Source organism: Massilia aurea, assembly GCF_040790145.1.
Taxonomy (GTDB): Bacteria; Pseudomonadota; Gammaproteobacteria; order Burkholderiales; family Burkholderiaceae_D; genus Telluria; species Telluria aurea_C.
In genome coordinates, this window is the sequence record NZ_JBFMMP010000002.1 from 452,343 (window position 1) to 473,138 (window position 20,796).

Annotated in this window: 19 protein-coding genes and 2 tRNA genes; 6 read left to right on the plus strand and 15 right to left on the minus strand. The window is 61.5% G+C overall.

Features of this window, described 5'->3' with window-relative positions; all coding sequences use genetic code 11:
- Positions 1–4: 4 nt before the first annotated feature.
- The 7 genes from glyS to miaB form a co-directional block, all read right to left on the minus strand.
- A complete protein-coding gene (gene glyS / locus AB2N08_RS06585) occupies positions 5–2,101 on the minus strand; it encodes a glycine--tRNA ligase subunit beta (RefSeq protein ID WP_367609829.1) in 2,097 nt (698 codons plus the stop codon).
- A gap of 17 nt (positions 2,102–2,118) precedes the next feature.
- Complete coding sequence (gene glyQ, locus AB2N08_RS06590; RefSeq protein ID WP_367609830.1) at positions 2,119–3,033, minus strand: glycine--tRNA ligase subunit alpha; 915 nt, start codon at positions 3,031–3,033, stop codon at positions 2,119–2,121.
- Positions 3,034–3,129: 96 nt separating this feature from the next.
- The gene (gene lnt, locus AB2N08_RS06595) at positions 3,130–4,710 is read right to left on the minus strand and encodes an apolipoprotein N-acyltransferase (protein ID WP_367609831.1); all 1,581 of its coding nucleotides are present in this window, start codon (positions 4,708–4,710) and stop codon (positions 3,130–3,132) included.
- Positions 4,710–5,588 (minus strand): HlyC/CorC family transporter, encoded by an 879-nt coding sequence (locus AB2N08_RS06600; RefSeq protein ID WP_367609832.1) that lies wholly within the window; start codon positions 5,586–5,588, stop codon positions 4,710–4,712. Before AB2N08_RS06600 ends, lnt begins: the two co-directional genes overlap by 1 nt.
- A 102-nt stretch (positions 5,589–5,690) precedes the next feature.
- Entirely contained in the window at positions 5,691–6,158 is a 468-nt protein-coding gene (gene ybeY, locus AB2N08_RS06605) for an rRNA maturation RNase YbeY (RefSeq protein WP_367609833.1), read from the minus strand.
- A complete protein-coding gene (locus tag AB2N08_RS06610) occupies positions 6,133–7,239 on the minus strand; it encodes a PhoH family protein (RefSeq protein ID WP_367609834.1) in 1,107 nt (368 codons plus the stop codon). The genes ybeY and AB2N08_RS06610 overlap by 26 nt, the downstream gene beginning before the upstream one ends.
- Positions 7,236–8,597: a tRNA (N6-isopentenyl adenosine(37)-C2)-methylthiotransferase MiaB gene (gene miaB / locus AB2N08_RS06615; RefSeq protein WP_367609835.1), complete on the minus strand. Its 1,362-nt coding sequence runs from the start codon at positions 8,595–8,597 to the stop codon at positions 7,236–7,238. The genes AB2N08_RS06610 and miaB overlap by 4 nt, the downstream gene beginning before the upstream one ends.
- Positions 8,598–9,203: 606 nt before the next feature.
- On the opposite strand from miaB, the gene AB2N08_RS06620 reads away from it, so the two are divergent.
- Complete coding sequence (locus AB2N08_RS06620) at positions 9,204–9,611, plus strand: hypothetical protein (RefSeq protein ID WP_367609836.1); 408 nt, start codon at positions 9,204–9,206, stop codon at positions 9,609–9,611.
- Positions 9,612–9,725: 114 nt separating this feature from the next.
- On the opposite strand, the gene AB2N08_RS06625 is transcribed toward AB2N08_RS06620, so the two are convergent.
- Together AB2N08_RS06625 and AB2N08_RS06630 are read right to left on the minus strand one after the other, a co-directional pair.
- On the minus strand, positions 9,726–10,565 hold the full coding sequence (locus tag AB2N08_RS06625) for an HDOD domain-containing protein (protein WP_367609837.1): 840 nt from the start codon (positions 10,563–10,565) through the stop codon (positions 9,726–9,728).
- Positions 10,562–10,903, minus strand: coding sequence for a hypothetical protein (locus tag AB2N08_RS06630; protein ID WP_367609838.1), 342 nt, complete (start codon positions 10,901–10,903; stop codon positions 10,562–10,564). The genes AB2N08_RS06625 and AB2N08_RS06630 overlap by 4 nt, the downstream gene beginning before the upstream one ends.
- An 86-nt stretch (positions 10,904–10,989) precedes the next feature.
- On the opposite strand from AB2N08_RS06630, the gene AB2N08_RS06635 reads away from it, so the two are divergent.
- Positions 10,990–11,553, plus strand: a complete 564-nt coding sequence (locus AB2N08_RS06635) for a DUF1697 domain-containing protein (RefSeq protein ID WP_367609839.1) — start codon at positions 10,990–10,992, stop codon at positions 11,551–11,553.
- Here the strand turns inward: AB2N08_RS06635 and AB2N08_RS06640 are convergent.
- On the minus strand, positions 11,546–11,806 hold the full coding sequence (locus AB2N08_RS06640; protein WP_367609840.1) for a PEP-CTERM sorting domain-containing protein: 261 nt from the start codon (positions 11,804–11,806) through the stop codon (positions 11,546–11,548). The genes AB2N08_RS06635 and AB2N08_RS06640 overlap by 8 nt on opposite strands.
- A gap of 560 nt (positions 11,807–12,366) precedes the next feature.
- Between AB2N08_RS06640 and AB2N08_RS06645 the strand changes: the two genes are divergently transcribed.
- The 4 genes from AB2N08_RS06645 to AB2N08_RS06660 all read left to right on the plus strand — a co-directional run bounded on the left by AB2N08_RS06645 (position 12,367) and on the right by AB2N08_RS06660 (position 16,310).
- Positions 12,367–14,325 (plus strand): AAA family ATPase, encoded by a 1,959-nt coding sequence (locus AB2N08_RS06645; RefSeq protein WP_367609841.1) that lies wholly within the window; start codon positions 12,367–12,369, stop codon positions 14,323–14,325.
- 101 nt (positions 14,326–14,426) lie between these two features.
- The gene (locus AB2N08_RS06650; protein WP_367609842.1) at positions 14,427–15,695 is read left to right on the plus strand and encodes a DUF445 domain-containing protein; all 1,269 of its coding nucleotides are present in this window, start codon (positions 14,427–14,429) and stop codon (positions 15,693–15,695) included.
- A gap of 9 nt (positions 15,696–15,704) precedes the next feature.
- Positions 15,705–16,037, plus strand: a complete 333-nt coding sequence (locus tag AB2N08_RS06655) for a putative signal transducing protein (protein ID WP_367609843.1) — start codon at positions 15,705–15,707, stop codon at positions 16,035–16,037.
- Positions 16,038–16,151: 114 nt separating this feature from the next.
- Complete coding sequence (locus tag AB2N08_RS06660) at positions 16,152–16,310, plus strand: hypothetical protein (RefSeq protein ID WP_367609844.1); 159 nt, start codon at positions 16,152–16,154, stop codon at positions 16,308–16,310.
- A gap of 2 nt (positions 16,311–16,312) precedes the next feature.
- Here the strand turns inward: AB2N08_RS06660 and AB2N08_RS06665 are convergent, their stop codons facing one another.
- The 5 genes from AB2N08_RS06665 to AB2N08_RS06685 all read right to left on the minus strand — a co-directional run bounded on the left by AB2N08_RS06665 (position 16,313) and on the right by AB2N08_RS06685 (position 20,795).
- Positions 16,313–17,473 (minus strand): glycosyltransferase, encoded by a 1,161-nt coding sequence (locus tag AB2N08_RS06665; RefSeq protein ID WP_367609845.1) that lies wholly within the window; start codon positions 17,471–17,473, stop codon positions 16,313–16,315.
- A gap of 71 nt (positions 17,474–17,544) precedes the next feature.
- Positions 17,545–18,663, minus strand: a complete 1,119-nt coding sequence (locus tag AB2N08_RS06670) for a glycosyltransferase (protein WP_367609846.1) — start codon at positions 18,661–18,663, stop codon at positions 17,545–17,547.
- 333 nt (positions 18,664–18,996) lie between these two features.
- Positions 18,997–20,460, minus strand: a complete 1,464-nt coding sequence (locus AB2N08_RS06675; RefSeq protein WP_367609847.1) for an oligosaccharide flippase family protein — start codon at positions 20,458–20,460, stop codon at positions 18,997–18,999.
- Between the two features lie 121 nt (positions 20,461–20,581).
- Positions 20,582–20,658: transfer RNA gene (locus tag AB2N08_RS06680), tRNA-Met, on the minus strand.
- 60 nt (positions 20,659–20,718) lie between these two features.
- Positions 20,719–20,795, minus strand: a tRNA-Met gene (locus AB2N08_RS06685).
- Between the last annotated feature and the right edge of the window lies 1 nt (position 20,796).

Below are 20,796 nucleotides of genomic sequence, written 5' to 3' on the forward strand. Positions count from 1 at the left end.
GCTGTTACGTCGCCAGTTTCGAGATGTCGGCCACGCGGTTCATCATGCCGTGCAACGACGCCAGCAATGCCAGGCGGTTGTTGCGCAGGGCGATGTCGTCGGCCATCACCATCACGTCGTTGAAGAACGCGTCGACCGGCTCGCGCAGCTGCGCCAGCGTCTTGAGCGTGCCGGCAAAATCGCCGCTGGCAAACGCCGCATCGACTTCTGGCTGCACGCGCGTGACCGCTGCGGCCAGGTCTTTTTCGGCCTGGTCTTGCAGCAGCGCCGCGTCGACCACGCCGGCTTGCGCCAACGCTTCTTCGTTCTTCTTGAGGATGTTGGTGATGCGCTTGTTGGCAGCAGCGAGCGACGCGGCTTCGGGCAGCGCGGCAAACGCCTGCACCGCTTCGAGGCGCTGCACGACGTCGTCGACGCGGTCCGGGTTCTGGGCCAGCACCGCTTCGACTTCGTTCGGCGAGAAGCCGCGATCGCGCAGCAGGCCGCGCAGCCGGTCGAGCACGAAGGCGGTTACTTCCGCGCTCGGGTCCTTGAACGCCGGCTGGTCGGCAAACGTGGTGACCGCATCGCGCAGCATGTCGGACAGTTCGAGCGGCAGGCGCTTTTCGACCAGCATGCGCATGATGCCCAGCGCGTGGCGGCGCAGCGCGAACGGGTCTTTTTCGCCGGTCGGCTGCAGGCCGATGGCCCAGATGCCCACCAGCGTCTCGAGCTTGTCGGCCAGTGCAACGGCCAGGCCCGTATTCGAGCCGGGCAGGGCGTCGCCGGCAAAGCGCGGCTGGTAGTGCTCGGACGCCGCGCGCGCGACGTCGTCATGCTCGCCATCGTGGCGCGCGTAGTACGTGCCCATGATGCCTTGCAGTTCCGGGAATTCGCCGACCATGTCGGTGAGCAGGTCGGCCTTCGACAGGCGCGCGCCGCGTTCGGCCAGCGAAGCGTCAAAGCCCAGGCGCGTGGCGATATACGTCGCCAGCTTGGTCACGCGTTCGCTGCGTTCGGCTTGCGAACCCAGTTTGTTGTGGTACACGACCGATGCCAGCTGCGGCAGGCGCGACTCGAGCGTTTTCTTTTTATCTTGCTCGAAGAAGAACTTGGCGTCCGACAGGCGCGGGCGCACGACGCGCTCGTTGCCGCCGACGATGGCCGACGGGTCATCGGTCGCGATGTTCGACACGATCAGGAAGCGCGAACGCAGCTTGCCGTCGGCGTCGGTCAGCGCGAAGTACTTCTGGTTCGTCTGCATCGTCAGGATCAGGCATTCCTGCGGCACGGCCAGGAATTCTTCTTCGAAGCGGCATTCGTACACCACCGGCCATTCGACCAGGGCTGCGACTTCATCGAGCAGCGACTCGGGCATCAAGACCTGGTCGGCGCCGGCTTTTTCAAGCAGCTGCGCGCGGATGCTGTCCTTGCGCGCTTGCGGCGACGTGATGACCTTGCCTTCGGATTCCAGGGTGCTCGCGTACCCGTCGGCATGCGCGATCGTGATCGCGCCGCCATGCGACAGGAAGCGGTGGCCGGCGGTTTCGCGGCCAGCGGTCAAGCCGAGCAGCGTCAGTGGCAGCACCTGGTCGCCGTGCAGCGCGAGCAGCAGGTGCACCGGGCGCACGAACTGCACGGTGTCGCCGTTCGGGCGCTGGTAGCTCATGAGCTTTGGAATCGGCAGCTTGTTCACCGACTCGAGCAGCACGTCTTGCAATGCACCCGTCAGGGCGCTGCCGGCGGCGGTGTAGGTGTAGAAGAAGCTTTCGGTCTTGCCGTCGGGGGCGCGTTCGAGCTGGTCGATCGTCAGGTCAGGAAAGCCCAGCGCGGCCAGCTTCTTGGCCAGCGGTGCACTTGGGTTGCCTTCCTTGTCCAGGGCCACCGTCACCGGCAGCACTTTTTCGCGGATCGCCTTGTCGGGCGAGGTGTTGCGCACATTGGTGATCGAGACGGCCAGGCGGCGTGGCGTGGCGTAGGTCGTGACGACGCTGTCGGCTTCGAGGAAGTCGCGCGCCTTGAGGCCGTTCGAGATGCCGGTGGCAAAGGCGGCGCCGAGCTTGACGAGCGCCTTCGGCGGCAGTTCTTCGGTCTGCAGTTCGACGAGGAGTGTTTGATTCATGGTCTGTTCTGTTCTTTTCAGGCGGCGACTTGTGCTGCCTGGGGTGCCATCGGGAAGCCGAGCTTTTCGCGCGAGTCGTAATAGGCTTGCGCCACCAGGCGTGACAGCGTGCGCACGCGGCCGATATAGGCGGCGCGCTCGGTCACGGAAATGGCGCCGCGCGCGTCCAGCAGGTTGAAGCTGTGCGAGGCCTTCATGATCTGCTCGTAGGCCGGCAGCGTGAGCGCCAGTTCGACCAGGCGCTTGGCCTCGGATTCGTGGTTCGCGAAGGCCTGGAACAGCATCTCGGTGTTGGAGTGTTCGAAGTTGTAGGTCGACTGTTCGACCTCGTTCTGGTGGAACACGTCGCCGTAGCTCAACGTCTTGGTCACACCATCTTCCTGCCACTCGGTCCAGACCAGGTCGTATACGTTCTCGACGCCCTGCAGGTACATGGCCAGGCGCTCGATGCCGTACGTGATCTCGCCCAGCACCGGCTTGCAATCGAGGCCCCCGACTTGCTGGAAATAGGTAAACTGCGTGACTTCCATGCCGTTGAGCCAGACTTCCCAGCCCAGGCCCCAGGCGCCCAGCGTCGGGCTTTCCCAGTCATCCTCGACAAACCGCACGTCGTTCTTTTTCAGGTCCAGGCCCAGGGCTTCGAGCGAGCCGAGATACAGGTCGAGGATATTCTCGGGCGCCGGCTTGAGCGCGACCTGGAACTGGTAGTAGTGCTGCAGGCGGTTCGGGTTTTCGCCGTAGCGGCCATCCTTCGGGCGGCGCGATGGCTGCACATAGGCGGCGCGCCATGGCTCCGGGCCGATCGCGCGCAGGAAGGTACCGGTGTGGAAGGTGCCGGCGCCGACTTCCATATCGTAGGGCTGGAGCAGTGCGCAGCCCTGCTTGTCCCAGTAGGACTGCAGGGTGAGGATGATTTGCTGGAATGTGAGCATGTCGAGTGGAACGCGGCCCGTGGACCGTGAACGCGGTATGTTTGCCAAATGACTAATTCTACTGAATTTCTTCGCCCCTCTGGGAGGTGATTTGGGTCAGCCGGTCGATTTGGCGTGGTTGTGAAGGTAACGACGGCCGGCGTACCAGGCGCCGAGCAGCATCAAGGCGCCCAGCAGCAGGAACGCGCCGCTGCCCAGGCGAATGAAGGGGGTCATGCCGGTTGCGCCGCGCACGGTGGCGGCCAGCACGCCGTCTTGATAGAACGGCAGCGAGTGCGTGAGATTGCCGCGGCGGTCGATGATCGCGGTGGCGCCGTCGTTCGTCGCGCGCAGCATCGGGCGGCCCGTTTCCAGCGTGCGCATGCGCGAAATCTGGAGGTGCTGCGGGATCGCCACCGACTGGCCATACCACGACAGGTTCGACACGTTCAGCAGCAGCGTTGCCGGCTGTGGCGCATTGCGCAGCTGGTAGGCGATTTCTTCGCCGAACACGTCTTCGTAGCAGATATTCGGCAGCACCAGCTGGTCCTTGACGGCGAACGGCGCCTGCAATGCGGCGCCGCGGGTGGCGTCGTTCAGCGGAATGTCCAGCATGTCGGTGACCCAGCGGAAACCCGGCGGGATGAATTCGCCGAACGGCACCAGGTGCGCCTTGTCGTAGCGGTAGGGCGTTGACTGCGCATGCGGCGTCAGGGTGACCAGGCTGTTGCCGTACTTGCCCGGGCCGTCGAGCAGCGGGATGCCGAGCGCCAGCGTGCTGCCGGTATCGGTCACGTAACGCTGCAGATTGGCCAGGTAGCCGTCGGGCAGGTTCTGCGGAAAGGTCGGGATCGCCGTTTCGGGTGTGGCGATCAGGTCGGCCGGGCCGGCCGTGATCAGGCCCTGGTAGCGCGTCAGGATGCTGTTCAAGAATTCGGCGTCGAACTTGCGGTCTTGCGCGATATTGCCTTGCAACAGGCGCACGCTGATCGGCTGGCCGACATCCTGCGTCCATTCGACCGTGCGCAGGCCGGCGCCAGCCAACATCAAGCCGGTTAGCAAACCAAGCGCAGGCCAGCGCGCGCGCTGGGTCAGCATCGCGATGCAGCCGGCGATCACGCCCACGACAATGCCAATGCCATACACGCCGATCAGCGGCGCGTAGCCGGCCAGGGGCGCCAGGTCATGTGCGTAACCGGACGATGCCCACGGAAAGCCCGTAAACACCCAGCCGCGCAGCCATTCGGACACGCCCCAGGTCACGGGCAGCACCAGCAGCAGGAAGGCGGCCACCGGCAGCGACCAGCGCCGGCGCAGCCAGGAAGCTACGCCGGCCGTGAACGCACCCCACAGGCCCATGTACAGGCACAGCAGTGTGAGACCCACCACCGCGAGGACGGCCGGCAAGTGGGCGAAATCGGTCATGAAGACGTACAGCCAGTGCACGCCGGCCAGCGTCCAGCCGAAGCCGAAGGCCCAGCCGATCAGGGTGGCGCGCTTGACGGAATTGCTCATCCCCACCTGATAGAAAAGCCAGGCCAGCGACAAGAATTGCAGCGGCCACCAGCCGACAGGCTGGAACGAGAGCAGGGAAGAGGCGCCGGCAAACGCCGCGCATAGCAGCAGCAACGCCGAAGGCTTGCCGCCGCGCAGCGCCGGCGTCGGCGCTGCGGCTGGATGGGTCAGGCGACGCAGCATCAGTCGCGTTCGTCGTCAGCCGATGGCAGTTTTTCGACCAGCAACACGTGGATCTGGCGCGCGTCGGCGCGCAGCACTTCGAAGCGCACCCCGTGCAGATCGACCACTTCGCCCTTGTGCGGCATGTGGCCGAGATGGCTGGCGACCAGGCCGCCGACGGTGTCGACATCGTCGTCCGGCAGGTCGGTGCCGACTTCTTCGTTGAACTGTTCGATCTCGGTCAGCGCTTTCACGCGCCAGCGCGGGCCGAGCTGGCCTTCGCGGATCGAGATGACGTTGTCTTCCTCTTCGTCAAAATCGTATTCGTCTTCGATGTCGCCGACGATCTGCTCGAGCACGTCTTCGATCGTGATCAGGCCGGCCACGCCGGAATACTCGTCGACCACGATCGCCATGTGATTGTGGTTGGCGCGGAAGTCGCGCAGCAGCACGTTCAGGCGTTTCGATTCGGGAATGAACACGGCCGGGCGCAGTTTGGTGCGCACGTCGAATGATTCTTCGGCGTAATAGCGCAGCAAGTCCTTGGCCAGCAGGATGCCCACGACCTTGTCGCGTTCGCCTTCGATGGCAGGGAAGCGGGAGTGGGCGGTCTCGAGCACGTAGGGCATCCATTCTTCGATGGGCTTCGTGATGTCGATCACGTCCATCTGGGAACGGGGCACCATGATGTCGCGCGCTGACAGGTCGGACACCTGGAACACGCCTTCGATCATCGACAGGGCGTCGGCATCGAGAAGGTTGCGTTCGTGGGCGTCGTGCAGGACTTCGAGCAGCTCTGCGCGGTTTTCAGGCTCGGGGGAGATGAATGCGGTCAGCCGTTCTAACAGGGACCGGTGGGGTTTGGCGTCCGGACGGACGTCACTGGGATACTCGGGCATAGTTGGCGAGAAGCCGTTGTTGCGATGGGCGTAGGATACACCAAAAGGGGAAATGCCTCATATTGTCGCAGCCGTGCGGCCTGATCGGCATTCCCCGGGCGTTCAGTCGGCGTAGGGATCGGGGAAACCGAGAACTTCCATGATGTCGCGCTCAAACTGCTCCATCTCCTCGGCATCGTCGTCGTTGTCGTGGTCCCAGCCCTGGGCGTGCAGCACCCCGTGCACGACCAGGTGCGCGGTGTGTTCCTCGACCGTTTTGTTTTGCTCGGCCGCTTCGCGCTGCAGCACGTCGGTGCACAGCACGATGTCGGCTTTCACCGGATCGTCGTCGGCCAGGTCTTCATCTTCGTTGTAGGCGAAGGTGAGCACGTTGGTCGCGTAGTCCTTGCCACGATAGGCCAGGTTCAGCGCCTGGCCTTCGGCCGCATCGACAAAACGGATGGTCAGTTCGGCCGGGCCGAGCAGGGCGGCTTCGACCCATTTCTGGAGCGTGGCTTCGGGCAGCAGGCTCTCCAGGCACGGATCGGCGAACTGGATCTCGAGTTCAAGCGGATGTTTTTTTTCTTGCATGTTTCACCGGGATCGGTTTGGGAAGGTCGGCCAGTTCCTGCACCGAATTGTCGGATTCGTAGGCATCGATGATGCGCCCCACCAGCGGGTGGCGCACGACGTCCACACTTGAAAACTGCGAAAACGCGATGCCGCGCACATCCTTGAGCACGTGCATGGCGTCGACCAGGCCGCTGCGCTGGTTCTTGTGCAGGTCGACCTGCGTGACGTCGCCCGTGATGACGGCCTTGCTGCCGAAACCGATGCGGGTCAGGAACATCTTCATCTGCTCGACGGTCGTGTTCTGGGCCTCATCGAGAATCACGAACGCGTGGTTCAGCGTGCGGCCGCGCATATAGGCCAGCGGGGCGATCTCGATTACCTGCTTCTCGAACAGTTTTTGCGTGCGGTCGAAACCGAGCAGGTCGTACAGCGCGTCGTACAGCGGGCGCAGGTAAGGGTCGACCTTTTGCGCGAGGTCGCCCGGCAGGAAGCCCAGGCGCTCGCCGGCTTCCACGGCCGGCCGGGTCAGGATGATGCGCTTGACGGCGTCGCGTTCGAGCGCATCCACCGCGCACGCCACGGCCAGGTAGGTCTTGCCGGTGCCGGCCGGGCCCACGCCGAAGGCGATGTCGTGGTTCAGCACATCGTTGAGGTACTGGATCTGGTGCGGCGTGCGCCCGCGCAGGTCGCTGCGGCGGGTTTTCAGGGCCGGGCTGTCGACGTCGTTGGGCGCGACATCTGGCGCCACCTCCGTCTCGGCCTTGACGGACTTGACACCCTTGATGGCGCGCGGTTCGCCGCCGGGCGCGTCCAGGCTGCGCGGCTTGATGCCGGCGCGCTGCTCGACCAGGGCCAGTTGCACTTCTTCGATCGGCACGACCTTGTTGGCGACCGCGTAGAAGCGTTCCAGCAGTTCGACGGCGCGCTCGGCGTTGTCCCCGTTGACGATGAATTTCTCGCCACGGCGAAACACGGTCACGTCGAGCGCGGCCGCGATCTGGCGCAGGTTTTCATCGAGTGGACCGCACAGGTGGGCGAGCCGCGTGTTGTCGAGCGGTTCGGGAATGAAGTACGAGGGCTGGGTAGGCTGTGTTTTCAACTGGCTTTGGCAATCGTATCGAGGTTGGCGACGAGTTCGCCGCGCAAATAATAATCGTGGCTGGCGCTGATGCGCACGTCGACCAGTTGGCCGATGAGCTTGGCATTGGTCGCATCCACGGGAAACAGGACCACGCGGTTGTTCTCGGCGCGGCCTTGCAGTTGGCTTGGATCTTTCTTGGCCAGCCCTTCGACCAGCACGCGCTGCACGGTGCCGACCATGGCGGCGCTGTGCTTGCGGGTGTTGGCGTCGATCAGCGCTTGCAGGCGCTGCAGGCGGGCCAGCTTGACCTCGTGCGGCGTATCGTCTTCCAGGTTGGCGGCCGGGGTGCCGGGGCGCTTGCTGAAGATGAAGCTGAAGCTGTTGTCGAAATTGACGTCGGCCACCAGTTTCATCATCGCCTCGAAATCGGCCTCGGTTTCGCCGGGGAAGCCCACGATGAAGTCGGACGAGAACGTGATGTCGGGACGCACCGCGCGGATGCGGCGGATGATCGACTTGTATTCGAGGCCCGTGTAGCCGCGCTTCATGGCCGCCAGGATGCGGTCGGCGCCATGCTGCACCGGCAGGTACAGGTGGTTCACCAGTTGCGGGATCTTGGCGTAGGCATCGATCAGGCGCTGGCTGAATTCTTTCGGGTGGCTGGTCACGAAGCGCAGGCGCTCGACGCCGGGGATCTCGGCGATGTATTCGAGCAGCAGCGCGAAGTCGGCGATCTCGCCATTTTCCATCGTGCCGCGGAACGCATTCACGTTCTGGCCGAGCAGCATGATTTCTTTCACACCTTGCGCGGCCAGGCCGGCGACCTCGGTCAGCACGTCCTCGAAGCGGCGCGAGACTTCTTCGCCGCGCGTGTACGGCACGACGCAGTAGCTGCAATATTTGCTGCAGCCTTCCATGATCGACACGTACGCCACCGGACCGTCGACCTTGGCCGGCGGCAGGTGGTCGAATTTTTCGATCTCGGGAAAGGCGATGTCGACCTGGGCCATGCCGGTCTGGCGCCGGTCGTCGATCAGCTTCGGCAGGCGGTGCAGCGTTTGCGGCCCGAACACGACATCGACGAACGGCGCACGCTTGATGATTGCCTGGCCTTCTTGCGAGGCGACGCAACCGCCCACGCCGATCACCAGGTCGGGCTTGTCACGCTTGAGTTCACGCAGGCGGCCGAGATCCGAGAACACTTTTTCTTGCGCTTTTTCACGGATCGAACAGGTGTTGAGCAAGATAACATCGGCGTCTTCCGGCTTGTCGGTGCGGACCAGCCCATCCGAGGCGCCAAGGACATCAACCATCTTGTCCGAGTCGTACTCGTTCATCTGGCAACCGAAGGTTTTGATAAAGACTTTTTTCTGCATGGAGAGGGTAGTTGGGGACAAACTGCTGCGCCGACAAGGCGGGAGGACCAGTTTACCGTAATTCGGTATTGACCCGATAAAAACACCGGCGCGAAGCAGTAACTAATTCCGAAAAGAATGTTTAGTTTCTTTACTTTAAGTAATTATCGTTTTGCTTACAATGTTAAATGTCCGCTAGCGAACATACATTATTCTTCATGCATTGTATCTTCTCATGCATGAAGTATTTCTCTATTGAAATCAAAGGGTTCCGTGATCATTCTGATTGGAAAAATTTATCAGGGAAATCTCTTGCGTGCGCCACAATGTAGCCCCATGTGCTGAAATGCAAACGTGACAAGCTTTCCACACGTTAGCTTGATTTCCGACAAGGAGTCACATGTGCGTGGTCGGCATCGACCCGGCACACGCGGCCATAATTTGTTTGAAAGACAAGTGCGCATGCTTAAACCGCATGGTGCACGGCAGAACCGGAATTCTTAAGGAACTACTCAGATTCGCCCTGTTTAATTCCTGAACACGTTCCGGGAACTTATGTTGAAGATATGTTGTCTTCAACTAAGGTTCGTAGGGGAACTATTTTAACCAACTCGTGAGGTAAATATCATGGCACAACAACATCACGCACTGTCGTCGCAAGAGAGCTACAACCCGAACCATCTGCTCGATATTCTGCTGGGCAAGATGCAACTGAAAAACGATGCTGCGCTTTCGCGCATGCTCGAAGTCGCGCCACCAGTCATCAGCAAGATCCGCCACCACCGTCTGCCGGTTGGCGCCTCGCTGCTGATCCGCATGCACGAAGTGACCGGCATGAGCATCCGCGACCTGCGTGACCTGATGGGCGATCGTCGTACCAAGTATCGTCTGTCGGACGCGCAGGGTCGTCCGAAGCCAGAAGAGAAAGCAGCAGCTGCCGCCGCAGCCGCCGCCCAGCAGGCAAGTCAGCCAGCACAAGGCCAGGGTAGCCAGTCGGGCGACGTTACGCCAAAGACCGGTAATTATGCGCACTGAAATCGTGGGCATGGCAGGTGTCTCTGCCATGCCTTCGTGGTTGGCGTGCCGCGGCGCTGCCTGAGTGGCGCCGCACAGCAATTCGTATCGTATCGCCTGAATCCGTCCTGCGGCTTACGCCAACAGGATGGCTGTCATCTCTTCAAATTGCAGCTCCGTTTCGCGGAACACCTGCAGCCACGCTTCTTCGGATAAGCCCAGCGCCGTCCATGCCACGCTCGACAATTGCGGCACCACGTCGTGTGCGTCGCCCGCAAGATCGAGCGCATGCGCCACGGCGTTTGCCACGTGCACGATAGTAGCCAGAAAGCCCGCTCCCGGCATGTCAGGCTGCCCGTAGAAGGCGATGGCCTGGCGCAGCGTGTCCGAAAACTGCCAGTGTTCCGCCAGCGCCCGGCCAGCCAAAACGTGGTCGACGCCCAGCAGTGCGCGCTCAGCCTCGAGCAGGTCGCCATCGGTGCGCGCGCGTTCGCGCAAGACCGCGTCGTATTGCTCTGGATAACGGGTCACCAGCACCAGGCGGCCGATGCCATGCACCAGGCCGGCCGTGAACGCCACATCCTGGTTGAAGTGCATATGGCGCGCCAGCACCCGCGCGCAGGCGGCGGTGGCGATCGACAGGCGCCAGAAGGCCTTGTCGTCGAACGCCGGGCAGCGTCCGCTTGGAAAGCAGCCCGTCATCGATGCCGCCATGATCAGGTTGCGCGTGGCTTGAAAGCCGAGATACGTCATCGCCTGCTGGATCGTCGTCACCTTGACTTGCAGGCCAAAGGCCGACGAGTTGGCCAGACGCAGTGTCTTGGCAGTAAGCGCCTGGTCGAGCGCGACCTTCTTCGCCAACTGGGTCAGATCGGCATCTTCCTGATCGATGCTGCCCAATAATTCCATGACGACGGCGGGCAGCGAGGGCAGGTCGTCCAGGCCGGCGGTCAGGTCGTCGAGGGTGACCATCATGGCGCCACCTGCCGCTCGAGCCGGTAATCTTCGACGTAGCGGCGCAGCAGGTGGCCGGCCCAGTCGCTGTCGCTGTCAATGTCCCGATCGCGCGCGTGGCGGCGAAACAGAAAGTCGAGCCGCGCCTGCACCGCGGCTGCGTCCGGTGCGCGGTGCGCTTCCACACGCGCCACCGGCACCATATCGATCTGATGACGCCCGAGCGACGCAATGATCGCCTCGCTCAGCACGGCGCCCTTGGCCAGCAGCACCATGCCGTGGCTGTCGAGCAGCTCATCCGACAGCACCATGCCCGGTAGCGCCCTGGTCACGGGGATCAGATCGTGATCGTTGCTCATAGTTTCCTCCATTCAATGCTCAGGTGATGGTATCACCGACACGGCTGGAGCATCGTCAATACAATGTGGCGTGTTAGGATCCGCCCATGACCTGCCACCGTTACATTGCTCTATTGCGCGGGGTGAACGTCGGCCGCGCCAAACGCATCGCCATGGCCGACTTGCGCAAGCTGGTCGAGAGCCTCGGCTATACGGGCGTGCGCAGTCTGCTCAATAGCGGCAACATCGTGTTCGACGCCGCCGTGCCGCCGGTCAACGCGGCGCAGGCGATCGAAGAGGCCATGATCTTGCGCCTCGGGGTGGGTGCGCGCGTGTTCGTGTTTGCGCGCCAGGAAGTGGCCGAGATCATCGACGATAATCCCTTGCTGCACCTGGCCGACGATCACGCGCGCCTGTTTGCGTTCTTGCTGGCAGGCGAGCCGCAACGCACGCTGGCGCTTGCGCTGTGCGGCCAGAACTGGGCGCCCGAAGTAGTAGCGATCGGGCGCCGAGCGGTGTATGTCTGGTGTCCGACGGGCTTGCTCGACAGCGCGGCCGCAGCGGCCCTCGGCAAACACCTGGGCAATGGCGCCACCTCGCGCAACTGGAATACGATGACCAAGCTGCATGGCCTGTGCCACGACAGCGCCATCCGCCCCGCGCCTATCTGAACTTGTCGCCGCCGTCGCGACTGACCCGGTAGCCGATCAAGACCAGGCCGACAAGCATCATTGCAAACACTTCCGGCTCGGGCAACTGCGGTAGATGGGAGAGTGGCGTGACGATCTCGTCGCGGCGGGTGACTGCCAGATCGGGCAACGCCGTGCGTGAAAATGCTGTGGCATTTTCACGGCCAGATTCAGCCGCGTTCGAGGTACCGGCAAGGCAGAGCGTCATTAATGCTGACAGCACATGGTATTTCATCGCCAGATCCTCCCCCCTACATTAACTTGCTATCAATCTTTGGTTGAATAGAAACTTAGCGCAGAACCGCAGTATCGGTGCATTGAGCATAACAAGAACGCCACGATCGTTACGCGCGATTGAACGATGAGTTGCAGAAATAGCCACCGTGTTAAGCCTCGATCGAGACGTATTGCACGCAATCATGCAAAAGTTGACTGTGGTAAATAAACAGCGCTCAGCTATGCGCGTATGTGTTTCCTATTCAATTTGATCATGTCGTTGTCGCAAAAAATCACCATTTATTTGACACACTCATCACGAATGCTGTCAGTCGAATAATCAAATTTCTTATCAAGACTTTCATTCGCCTTAAATGGCGCAATTTTTTAGGTTATTGGTATTCCCTGCGGTTTTTTTTGAAGGTATAGTCTTCTTACTCCCTTGCTTGCAAGCATCAATCAGCAAGCCGCAGCACGTCAGATTCGTCGGCCCATTGCCGACGCCGACCACCCCGCACCTGTGGCACGGCACAGCAGTCTCTCTCTTTTTGCATCACGCATTTTCGACGAGTACACCACATGCCCAATTTCTCCCGTCTTCAGATTGCATTCAAGAACGTTTACGTCCGCATCCTGTCCGTCATCCTGATGGGCATGCTGGTGACGCTGGCGATCTTCAAAGCCGATGTGCCGCAAGACGCGAGCCCCGTGGTCCATTCGCAAAACATCGCCGAGATCACCGCGCTGGCCGACCAGAAGGCGCGCCTGGACTACCTGCTGATCGCCAAGCCGCTGTCGGAAGCGCCGCGCTACATCTACAAATTCAAGGATTCGGCCGCCCTGAACGTGGTGAAGGTGCCGAGCACCTCGCACCTGTCGCTCGAGCGCGAGGTGCTGCTCAAGAATGCCATTCCGTATTCGATCGCCAAGGACGAGTTCCTGGCCAGCCACAAGGCGGTGATGGACGAGGGCGAAAGCACGCTCGCACGCACCGGCACCTTCTTCAAGCAGAACGCCTTCAATATCGCCATCGTGTTGCTGGTGCTGTACCTCATCAAGTTCGGTGTGCCGGGCATGGGCATGAGCGCGTCGGTCATTACCCCGGACAAGCTCAAGGGCAGCATGGATGACCTGATCGGCATGGACGACATCAAGCAGGAAGTGCTGCACCTGGAAGAAATGATCCGCAACCGTGCCGAATACCAATCGCACAATATCGACAAGCCGTTCAACGTGATGCTCACCGGCCCCGCCGGCACCGGCAAGACCAAATTGGTCGGCTACCTGGCCAAGCGCCTCGACCTGCCGATGATTTCGGCGTCCGGTTCGGCCCTCGAATCGGGCTATGTCGGTGGCGGCTCCAAGGCGCTGAACGCCCTGCACCGCAAGGCTTGCGCCAAGGGCAAGTGCATCATCTTCCTCGATGAAGCGCAGAGCCTGTTCATGCCGCGCGGGCGCAGCGAAAAGAAGTGGGAAGACGATACCGCCAACACCATGCTCGGCCTGCTCGACGGCGTGAAAAGCGACAAGGGCGCGGGCGTGATCTGGATCGTCGCCTCGAACTTCGACGACAGCTCGACCGACATGGACGAAGCGATGCTGCGCCGCTTCTCGGTCAAGATCAACTTCCGCCTGCCGAACAAGGCCGAGCGCCGCGAACTGCTGCGCAGCTTCCTGTCGCGCAAGAAGGATGGTCTGGTCGACTGGAGCGATATGAACCTGGACCAGGTCGCCGAGATCACGCAGAACCTGAGCCCGGCGCTGTTGGAAACCGTGGTCGAACGCGCCAGCATGCTGTCGATCCAGGAAAAGACCATCATCAACACCAACCTGCTGTTCCGCGCCTACGAACGCGCCACGATCGGCCTGACCGACCGCGCCACCACGCTCGACAAGCACAAGCAGCGCGAACGCATCGCCTTGCACGAACTGGGCCACTTCTTCATGCAGATCGATCCGTTCCTGCGCCAGGGGTTGACGCTGGCCGAAGTCAAGGAACGCTCGCACCTGCTCAAGATCAGCACCGAAGCGGTCTCGAAAATCGGCGCGCTGGGCTATGTGCTGCAATCGGGCGAAGACATGTCGCTGCGCACGCTGGAAGAACTCGAGCGCGACGTGGTGGGCCTGTATGGCGGCGTCGCGGCCGAAGAACTGTTCTACGGCCCGCGCGGCATCTCGGTGGGCAGCCAGAACGACATCGAGAAGATCACGAAAATGCTCAACCTGATGGTCAGCCGCCTGTCGATGTATTCGCGCTCGAAGATCGATTACAGCCAGTTGCAGAAGGATGCCAGCGGCGAGCACACGGTGCGGCTGGTGGAAGAAAAGGCCGATGAACTCTACAGCTACACGCTGGACGCGATCCGCGATTACAAGCTGGTGATGGCGTCGCTCAAGGACACGCTGCTCGAGCAGTACGTGCTGTCGAAAGACGAGGTCTTTGCGTTGCTGGAAGAGCGTAGCGATCTGTTGCTGCCGCAGTTGCATGGGCAGCGCTGCGCCAAGCTGACCTTGTGCGAGGAAGAGGCGGCGGCGTAAGGGCTCCCGCCCGCAGGGCTGCTACGGCGTGCACCGCCGGCGCGTCACCCGCACGCAAACTCGGCTAGCATGGCAACATCGCCACAGCCGGGCCGCCCCGCATGCACAAGCACGACGAACTGCGCAAGTCCAAACTGATCGCCCTCGGCTTCTTCGTCGGCGCAGCCGTGCTGTTCGTGGTCAGCCTGCTGCTGCCGCAGACGTGGTGGACGGGCCTCTTGCGCGCCTTCTCCGAAGCGGCGATGGTCGGCGCGCTGGCCGACTGGTTCGCGGTAGTCGCGCTGTTCAGGCGGATTCCGATCCCGATCATCTCGCGCCACACCGCCATCATCCCCGGCAACAAGGACAAGATCGCCGACAACCTGGCGCTGTTCGTGCGCGAGAAATTCCTCGATACCGAGTCGATCGTAGGGCTGATCCGCCGCCATGACCCGGTGCAGATGCTGGCCGATTGGCTGGCCAAACCGGCCAACACCGAATTGATGGGCGCGCACCTGGTGCGCGCCGCCACCTTCATGCTCGACTTCATCGAAGACGCGCCGGTGCAGAACGTCATCCGGCGCGCGGTGCACACGATGGTAGGCAGCGTCGATCTGTCGAAGTCCAGCAGCGCCATTCTCGCGGGCCTGACGCGCGGCCGGCGCCACCAGCAGCTGCTCGACGAAGGCATCCGCCAGATCGCCAGGCTGATGGACAATCCCGAGACCCAGGGCGCGATCGCCGACGGCATCGTCGACTGGCTGAAGGAAGATTACGCCTTCCTCGAAAAGATGCTGCCGTCCGAACTGATTGGCCGCAAGGGCGCCGACATCGCGGTACGCCTGGCCTCGGGGGTGCTCAACAAGGTCGCGGCCGACCCTGCGCACCCGCTGCGCGAGCGCTTCGACGACTACGTGGCCGGCTTCATCGAGCGCCTGAAGGTCGACCCGGAATTCATCGCGAAGGCTGACGACGTCAAGCGCTACCTGCTCGAAGACGACACCTTCAACGGCTACGTCGGCTCGCTCTGGGCCGAGCTGAAGGCATGGCTCAAGCGCGACCTGGAGCGCGACGACTCAAGCCTGCGCCGCCGCATCATCGGCATGGGCGCCTGGATCGGCAAGGCGCTGGGCGAAGATGCGCTGCTACGCCAGTCGCTGCAAGAGAACCTGGAAGCGGCCGCGCGCGGCGTGGCGCCCGAATTTGCGGGCTATCTCACCCGCCACATCGCCGACACCGTCAAGCAATGGGATGACCGCGAGATGTCGGCCCAGATCGAACTCAATATCGGCAAGGACCTGCAATACATCCGCATCAACGGCACCATCGTGGGCGGGATGATCGGCGTGATCCTGTATCTGTTGTCGCACCTGCCTGCACTGCTTCGTTAAGGACTCCCGATGCACACACTCTCGTTGAACGACTGGCTGGCCGCCCACCCCGAAGTCGAGGCGCTGCCCGAGCGCGACCTGTACGTCGTTGCGCGCTACATGATTCCGGTGGACGCGACCCTGGCGCAGGGTTGCCTCGAAGCGTCGGGTATTCCGGCAATGCTGGCGGATGCGCACCTGATGCAGACCGACCTGCTGCTGGCGCCGGCGCTGGGCGGCGTGCGGCTCCTGGTGCCGGCCGAGCATGTGCAGGCGGCGCACGACGTGTTGCTGGCGCTGGCGCGCGGCGATTTTGCGCTGGATGAAAATGCGCCCGATGGCGAATGGCGTACGCCTGGCTAGCCTGCGCGCATCTGTGAACTGGCGCACGAAACGCGCTGGCAGTGCGGCGTAGGCTGCAACGATCGTGGCCGGTCATCCCGGCTGGCCAGCACATTCGCCGAGAGGAAATCGATCATGCCGCAAGGTGATAAATCGTCGTATACCGACAAGCAGAAGCGCCAGGTCAAGCACATCGAAGAAGGCTACGAAAAGAAGGGCGTGGCGAAGAAGGAAGCCGAACGCCGCGCCTGGGCGACCGAGAACAAAGTCTCGGGTGGCGGCAAGAAGCATTGATGCTACGCCACGCCGTCTGCTGACGGCGCAGGCTGGCCGGGCCTGACGATCGCCTCGAAGTGACGCAGCAGGCCCTCGGCCACCTGGTCCCAGGTATTTTCCAGCGCATAAGCGCGCAGCCGCGCCGGGTCCCAGGTGTGCGCCAGGGCGAGGCCGATGGCGTGTGCGAACGGCTCCGGTTCCCGGTTGTCCACCAGGATGCCCAGGTCCGGCCCGGTAATGATTTCGGGCACACCCCAGGTGCGATGGGCGACCACTGGCGTGGCGCACGCCATGGCCTCGAGCACGACATTGGGCCAGCCTTCCTTTTCGCTGGCCAGGCAGAACACGTCGGCGGCAGAGTACCAGGCATGCAAGTCGGTGTTCAGCACCGCGCCCGCCCAGACGATGTGCTCGGCGATGCCGAGTTCGGACGCCAGGGCGCGCAGGTTCGCTTCGCAGTCGCCTTCCTCGCCACCTTGTCCCACGATGATGAAGCAGAGATCCGTGTGCCCCCCGGCGCGCAGCATCGCGTGGGCGCGCAGCAGTATATCGATCCCTTTGCGAGGTACCAGGTGGGACACCGAGAGCATGTAGCGCTTGTCGGCGTCCAGGCCGAGCGCCTTGCGCGCATCGCGCTTGGCTGTGGGGCGAAAACGTTCGGTGTCCACGCCGTTGGTGGACGCAAAGCCTTTGTCCGCAGGTGCACCAAGCTGGATGGCGCCGTCCACCAGTGCCCTGGCGACGCCGACATAGCGTGCGCTATGGCGCAGGGCAAACACCACTTGCCGGATCCGCACCGGAAAGCGGGGAAGATCGTTGATGTCGTGGCCGCGCAGGGTGACGACATACGGCTTGCCGATGACGCGCGAGACCAGGGCGCCTGCGAACCCTTCCGGAAACGCCAGGTGGCAATCGAGCACGTCGATCTTGTCCTTCAGGCCATGGGTCGCGATGAACCGCCACAGTGCAATGGCCAGGAAGACGCCCTCCAGAGGTTTCAACACCGCCGGGATGGAAAAGAACTTCGGAAAATAGGTCGGATACGCATTCAGGTCGGTATGCGCGGCGATCTGGCTCCGGTTGGCGTAACGCTGAAAATAACGCTCGCCAGGGAACCACGGTATCGGCGAGACGACGATCAGGTCGGCCTTGCTGGACAGTGCATCCAGCCTTTGCTTCACGAATTGGGCATGCACCGGCATCCGTGGATTTGGAAACATGGTAGCGATGCAAAGAATGCGTATGCGGTCGTTCATAGGTCATCCAGGACATCGGTCAGGAAGCGGTCTGCTTTCGCTTCCCAGCTTTCGCTGTGAAGGAAGGCCTCGAGGCGGGTGCGAGCGTCGCTCTGATGCGCCGGGGCGCCTGCGCCCTGCGTGGCCAGGGCCGATGCCACCGCCTGGGGGAACGCTTCCGGCGCCGCCAGGGTGAGGTATGCGCCTAGCCGCATTGCCTCGGGAAGGGGCGATGCGATGACAGGCTTGCCGGTGGCCAGGTATTCCTTGAGCTTGAGAGGATTGATGTTCCAGGTCGATGCATCGACCACGTACGGCAGGATGCACAGATCGAAATGGGCAACATGGCCGGGCAGGTCGGCATACGGCACTGCACCGAGGAAGCGCAGATTTGGCACATCGCGAAATTCGCCAGGATCGCGGTCCACGACCGGGCCCAGGACCACGAAGATCGCCTGTGGCGACAGGAGCGCCGCCGCCTTGAGGGCCTGGCCGTCGACACGCTGGTCGAATACGCCAAACATCCCCACGATGGGGTGCGGCAGGGCGGCCAGGGGACTCGCCGGATCGGGCGTGGCGCTCGAGAAATGCGCCAGGTCCACGCCATGGGTGAGCAAGGTCGACGCGTTTGCATGCGGAGACCGGGTTTCGAGAATCGACGTGGACGTGGCGATCATGAGATCGCAGGCCTGCAGTGTTTCTTGCTCCAGGCGGTGCATCGCCGGGCCGTCGATGCCATGCCAGTGCGTGAAGTCGTCGACGCAGTAATACACTTTCCGCTTGAAAATGTGATCGCGAAAGAGGCCGGGCACGATGGGCGAGGTGCTCACCAGAACAGGATGCTTTCCCGGCGCCACATTTTTGAGCGCCTCGTGCACCGCGCTCGAGAGCAGGTGGTGATTCAGTGCGGCGGACGTGGGCCCTCGGAACGACGGCCACATGACCGGGTTGACGATATACGGCATAACCGGCGCCTCGCCCGACGGCGTGGCGCAGGCGTTCGCAACCTGACTCGCCCGGTCTTCCGAGCGCGCCCTGAATTTGGCATCGGGACGGATCCACGAACGGATGACCTGCACCGTTCGTTTGAAATCATGCAGGTTGAAACGCGGCGTGCGCAGGCCAATGGTATTCACCCAGATGACTTGAACTTGCGGAACAATCCTCAAGAACAGATGTTGGCAACTTGACGGGTGACGGCCCCAATCGTCGGCAAACACGACAAAGACGTACTGGGACAGTGGATATTTAGGGTCTGGCATTCGGGCCAATTATTTCAAGACAGCGCTTGCTAAAGAAAATGAAATATCTGTCATTGCGGCCAAAATGACACATAATTTACATTATTGTATTATTGGAAATAAAAAATGGTGGCTTCGGCAACGGACGATTGCTTTTATCATATCACCCTGGCCATGCCAATTGACGCCAATGGCTATTTTCAGTCGGTTCAAACCACCGTATCTGTCTTATGCAGCACGAGCGCGAAAACCGGCTACCATTTTATGAATCTCTGCGGTCAATGGATGCCCTGTCATTCGAAGTGACAAATACCAGAGACAAGCCAGGGGCAGGGCTGAGGCAAGAAGAACGAATGCCGGTGCGAATGAGGCAGGGAGGGCGATTTTTAATATGGCAGCACCCGTCATGCAGATGATCGCTACTGCAGCGCTGGGCCATAACGCCTGCAATTGCGTGGTCAATCGGTGGCGAAGATAGATGTGCTGCTGAATCAATAGCACCGGCAATGCAACCAGGGTGGCGCCGCAAATCACCCAGGAAAAACTTCGAATGCTGCCGTCGAACAGGGCAAAGGCAAATGCAATGCGCGACAGCAGCGTGACCGCGATCGGGAACGAGGCCAGGAACGGTCGGCCGATGGCCGTCATGGCTGCAGGGTAGTAGTTGAAAACCGTGCCGATGGCGCAGGCGACCAGCAATCCATCCATGGCAGGGACCGAAGGCAGCCATTTTTCTCCATACAGCACGGTGACGATGTCTGTGGCGAACACATACGTCAAACCAAGTGCAGTCCACGCAATGCCAGTCAACAGCGACGTTGCCTTGTTCAGCAATGTGCCGACTGACTCGCCACGATGGTGAGCTTGGGCAATGTAAGACACCGAACCGTAGTTCGCCGTGCTGCCGGCGATATGGAAAAAAATCGTGACGGTCGAATTGGCCCTGCTGAAAAAACCAACCAGTGTTGCATTGCCGAGTTTCCCAAGCAGGATATCGGGAATCGAATTGTTCACCGAATTCAAGCAATTGGTGAGAAGAGAACTCATCCCGAAATGCACGACGTCGCGCCAATGCCGGAACGAGGGCAGCCAGGGAAGATAGTTGGGCCTGAAGGGAATGAAGGCAATGGCGCAAGCGACGATATTGGCCAGATTGGCCCACGCCATGCTCAGCGCGCCAAAGCCCATGAGAGCAAGGGTAATACATGTCACGGCCGATGCTGCCGTACTAACTGCCCCCACCCACGCCTGCTTGCCGGCAGCGAAATCCCGGGTAAGCAGCGAGTTGGTGATGGACCCGAAGGGGATGAACACGAAACAAAGCGCGAGCACCTTCATGACGGGAATCATCGTCGGTTCATTGAACCATCTGCCGAGCCAGTCGCTTCCGGCATAGATGACCGCAGCAATGGACCACGAAGTCGTGAAAATCACGCCGGTGGCAGCGCGCAGCTTTTCCGGCGTCAGTTCTTTCTCGCGCTGCAGATAACTTCCTACGCCAAAATCCTGAAAAATGTGGGCGATATTGATGAACACGATGGTCATCGAGTAGATGCCAATGTCGCTTGGGCTCAGTATGCGTGCCAGAAACAGCGTGACAGCAAACTGGACAACCGTGCCGCCGGTCGAGGAAAAAAAGTTGATGAACAGGGAGCGCCGGATGTTCGCCATAGACAGAGCCAAATTCTTCACTATTTATCCGGTTCATTATGCACGGTGGTGCAGGCTGAACCGGTGCTGGTCGCGCACAAAAAAACCGCAGTCTCCTTGGCGAGAACTGCGGTTTTCTGGACCTCTCTGCGAGAGTCGTACCTGGTGGTGATAGGTGGACTTGAACCACCGACCCCAGCATTATGAGTGCTGTGCTCTAACCAACTGAGCTATATCACCGGAAGCGGCAAAAGCAAAATGGCCTGACTCGTTGGAGCCAGGCCATCTGCCTGAAATCTTTGGTGGTGATAGGTGGACTTGAACCACCGACCCCAGCATTATGAGTGCTGTGCTCTAACCAACTGAGCTATATCACCG

What these genes read in the sequence shown, in the direction of transcription:
- AB2N08_RS06620 (WP_367609836.1), top strand. Translation starts at nt 9,204, where the DNA reads ATGGCACAACAACATCACGCACTGTCGTCGCAAGAGAGCTACAACCCG.
- AB2N08_RS06640 (WP_367609840.1), bottom strand. Translation starts at nt 11,806, where the DNA reads ATGAAATACCATGTGCTGTCAGCATTAATGACGCTCTGCCTTGCCGGT.
- glyQ (WP_367609830.1), bottom strand. Translation starts at nt 3,033, where the DNA reads ATGCTCACATTCCAGCAAATCATCCTCACCCTGCAGTCCTACTGGGAC.
- miaB (WP_367609835.1), bottom strand. Translation starts at nt 8,597, where the DNA reads ATGCAGAAAAAAGTCTTTATCAAAACCTTCGGTTGCCAGATGAACGAG.
- AB2N08_RS06650 (WP_367609842.1), top strand. Translation starts at nt 14,427, where the DNA reads ATGCACAAGCACGACGAACTGCGCAAGTCCAAACTGATCGCCCTCGGC.
- ybeY (WP_367609833.1), bottom strand. Translation starts at nt 6,158, where the DNA reads ATGCAAGAAAAAAAACATCCGCTTGAACTCGAGATCCAGTTCGCCGAT.
- glyS (WP_367609829.1), bottom strand. Translation starts at nt 2,101, where the DNA reads ATGAATCAAACACTCCTCGTCGAACTGCAGACCGAAGAACTGCCGCCG.
- AB2N08_RS06625 (WP_367609837.1), bottom strand. Translation starts at nt 10,565, where the DNA reads ATGATGGTCACCCTCGACGACCTGACCGCCGGCCTGGACGACCTGCCC.
- AB2N08_RS06635 (WP_367609839.1), top strand. Translation starts at nt 10,990, where the DNA reads ATGACCTGCCACCGTTACATTGCTCTATTGCGCGGGGTGAACGTCGGC.
- AB2N08_RS06655 (WP_367609843.1), top strand. Translation starts at nt 15,705, where the DNA reads ATGCACACACTCTCGTTGAACGACTGGCTGGCCGCCCACCCCGAAGTC.
- lnt (WP_367609831.1), bottom strand. Translation starts at nt 4,710, where the DNA reads ATGCTGCGTCGCCTGACCCATCCAGCCGCAGCGCCGACGCCGGCGCTG.
- AB2N08_RS06630 (WP_367609838.1), bottom strand. Translation starts at nt 10,903, where the DNA reads ATGAGCAACGATCACGATCTGATCCCCGTGACCAGGGCGCTACCGGGC.
- AB2N08_RS06600 (WP_367609832.1), bottom strand. Translation starts at nt 5,588, where the DNA reads ATGCCCGAGTATCCCAGTGACGTCCGTCCGGACGCCAAACCCCACCGG.
- AB2N08_RS06660 (WP_367609844.1), top strand. Translation starts at nt 16,152, where the DNA reads ATGCCGCAAGGTGATAAATCGTCGTATACCGACAAGCAGAAGCGCCAG.
- AB2N08_RS06645 (WP_367609841.1), top strand. Translation starts at nt 12,367, where the DNA reads ATGCCCAATTTCTCCCGTCTTCAGATTGCATTCAAGAACGTTTACGTC.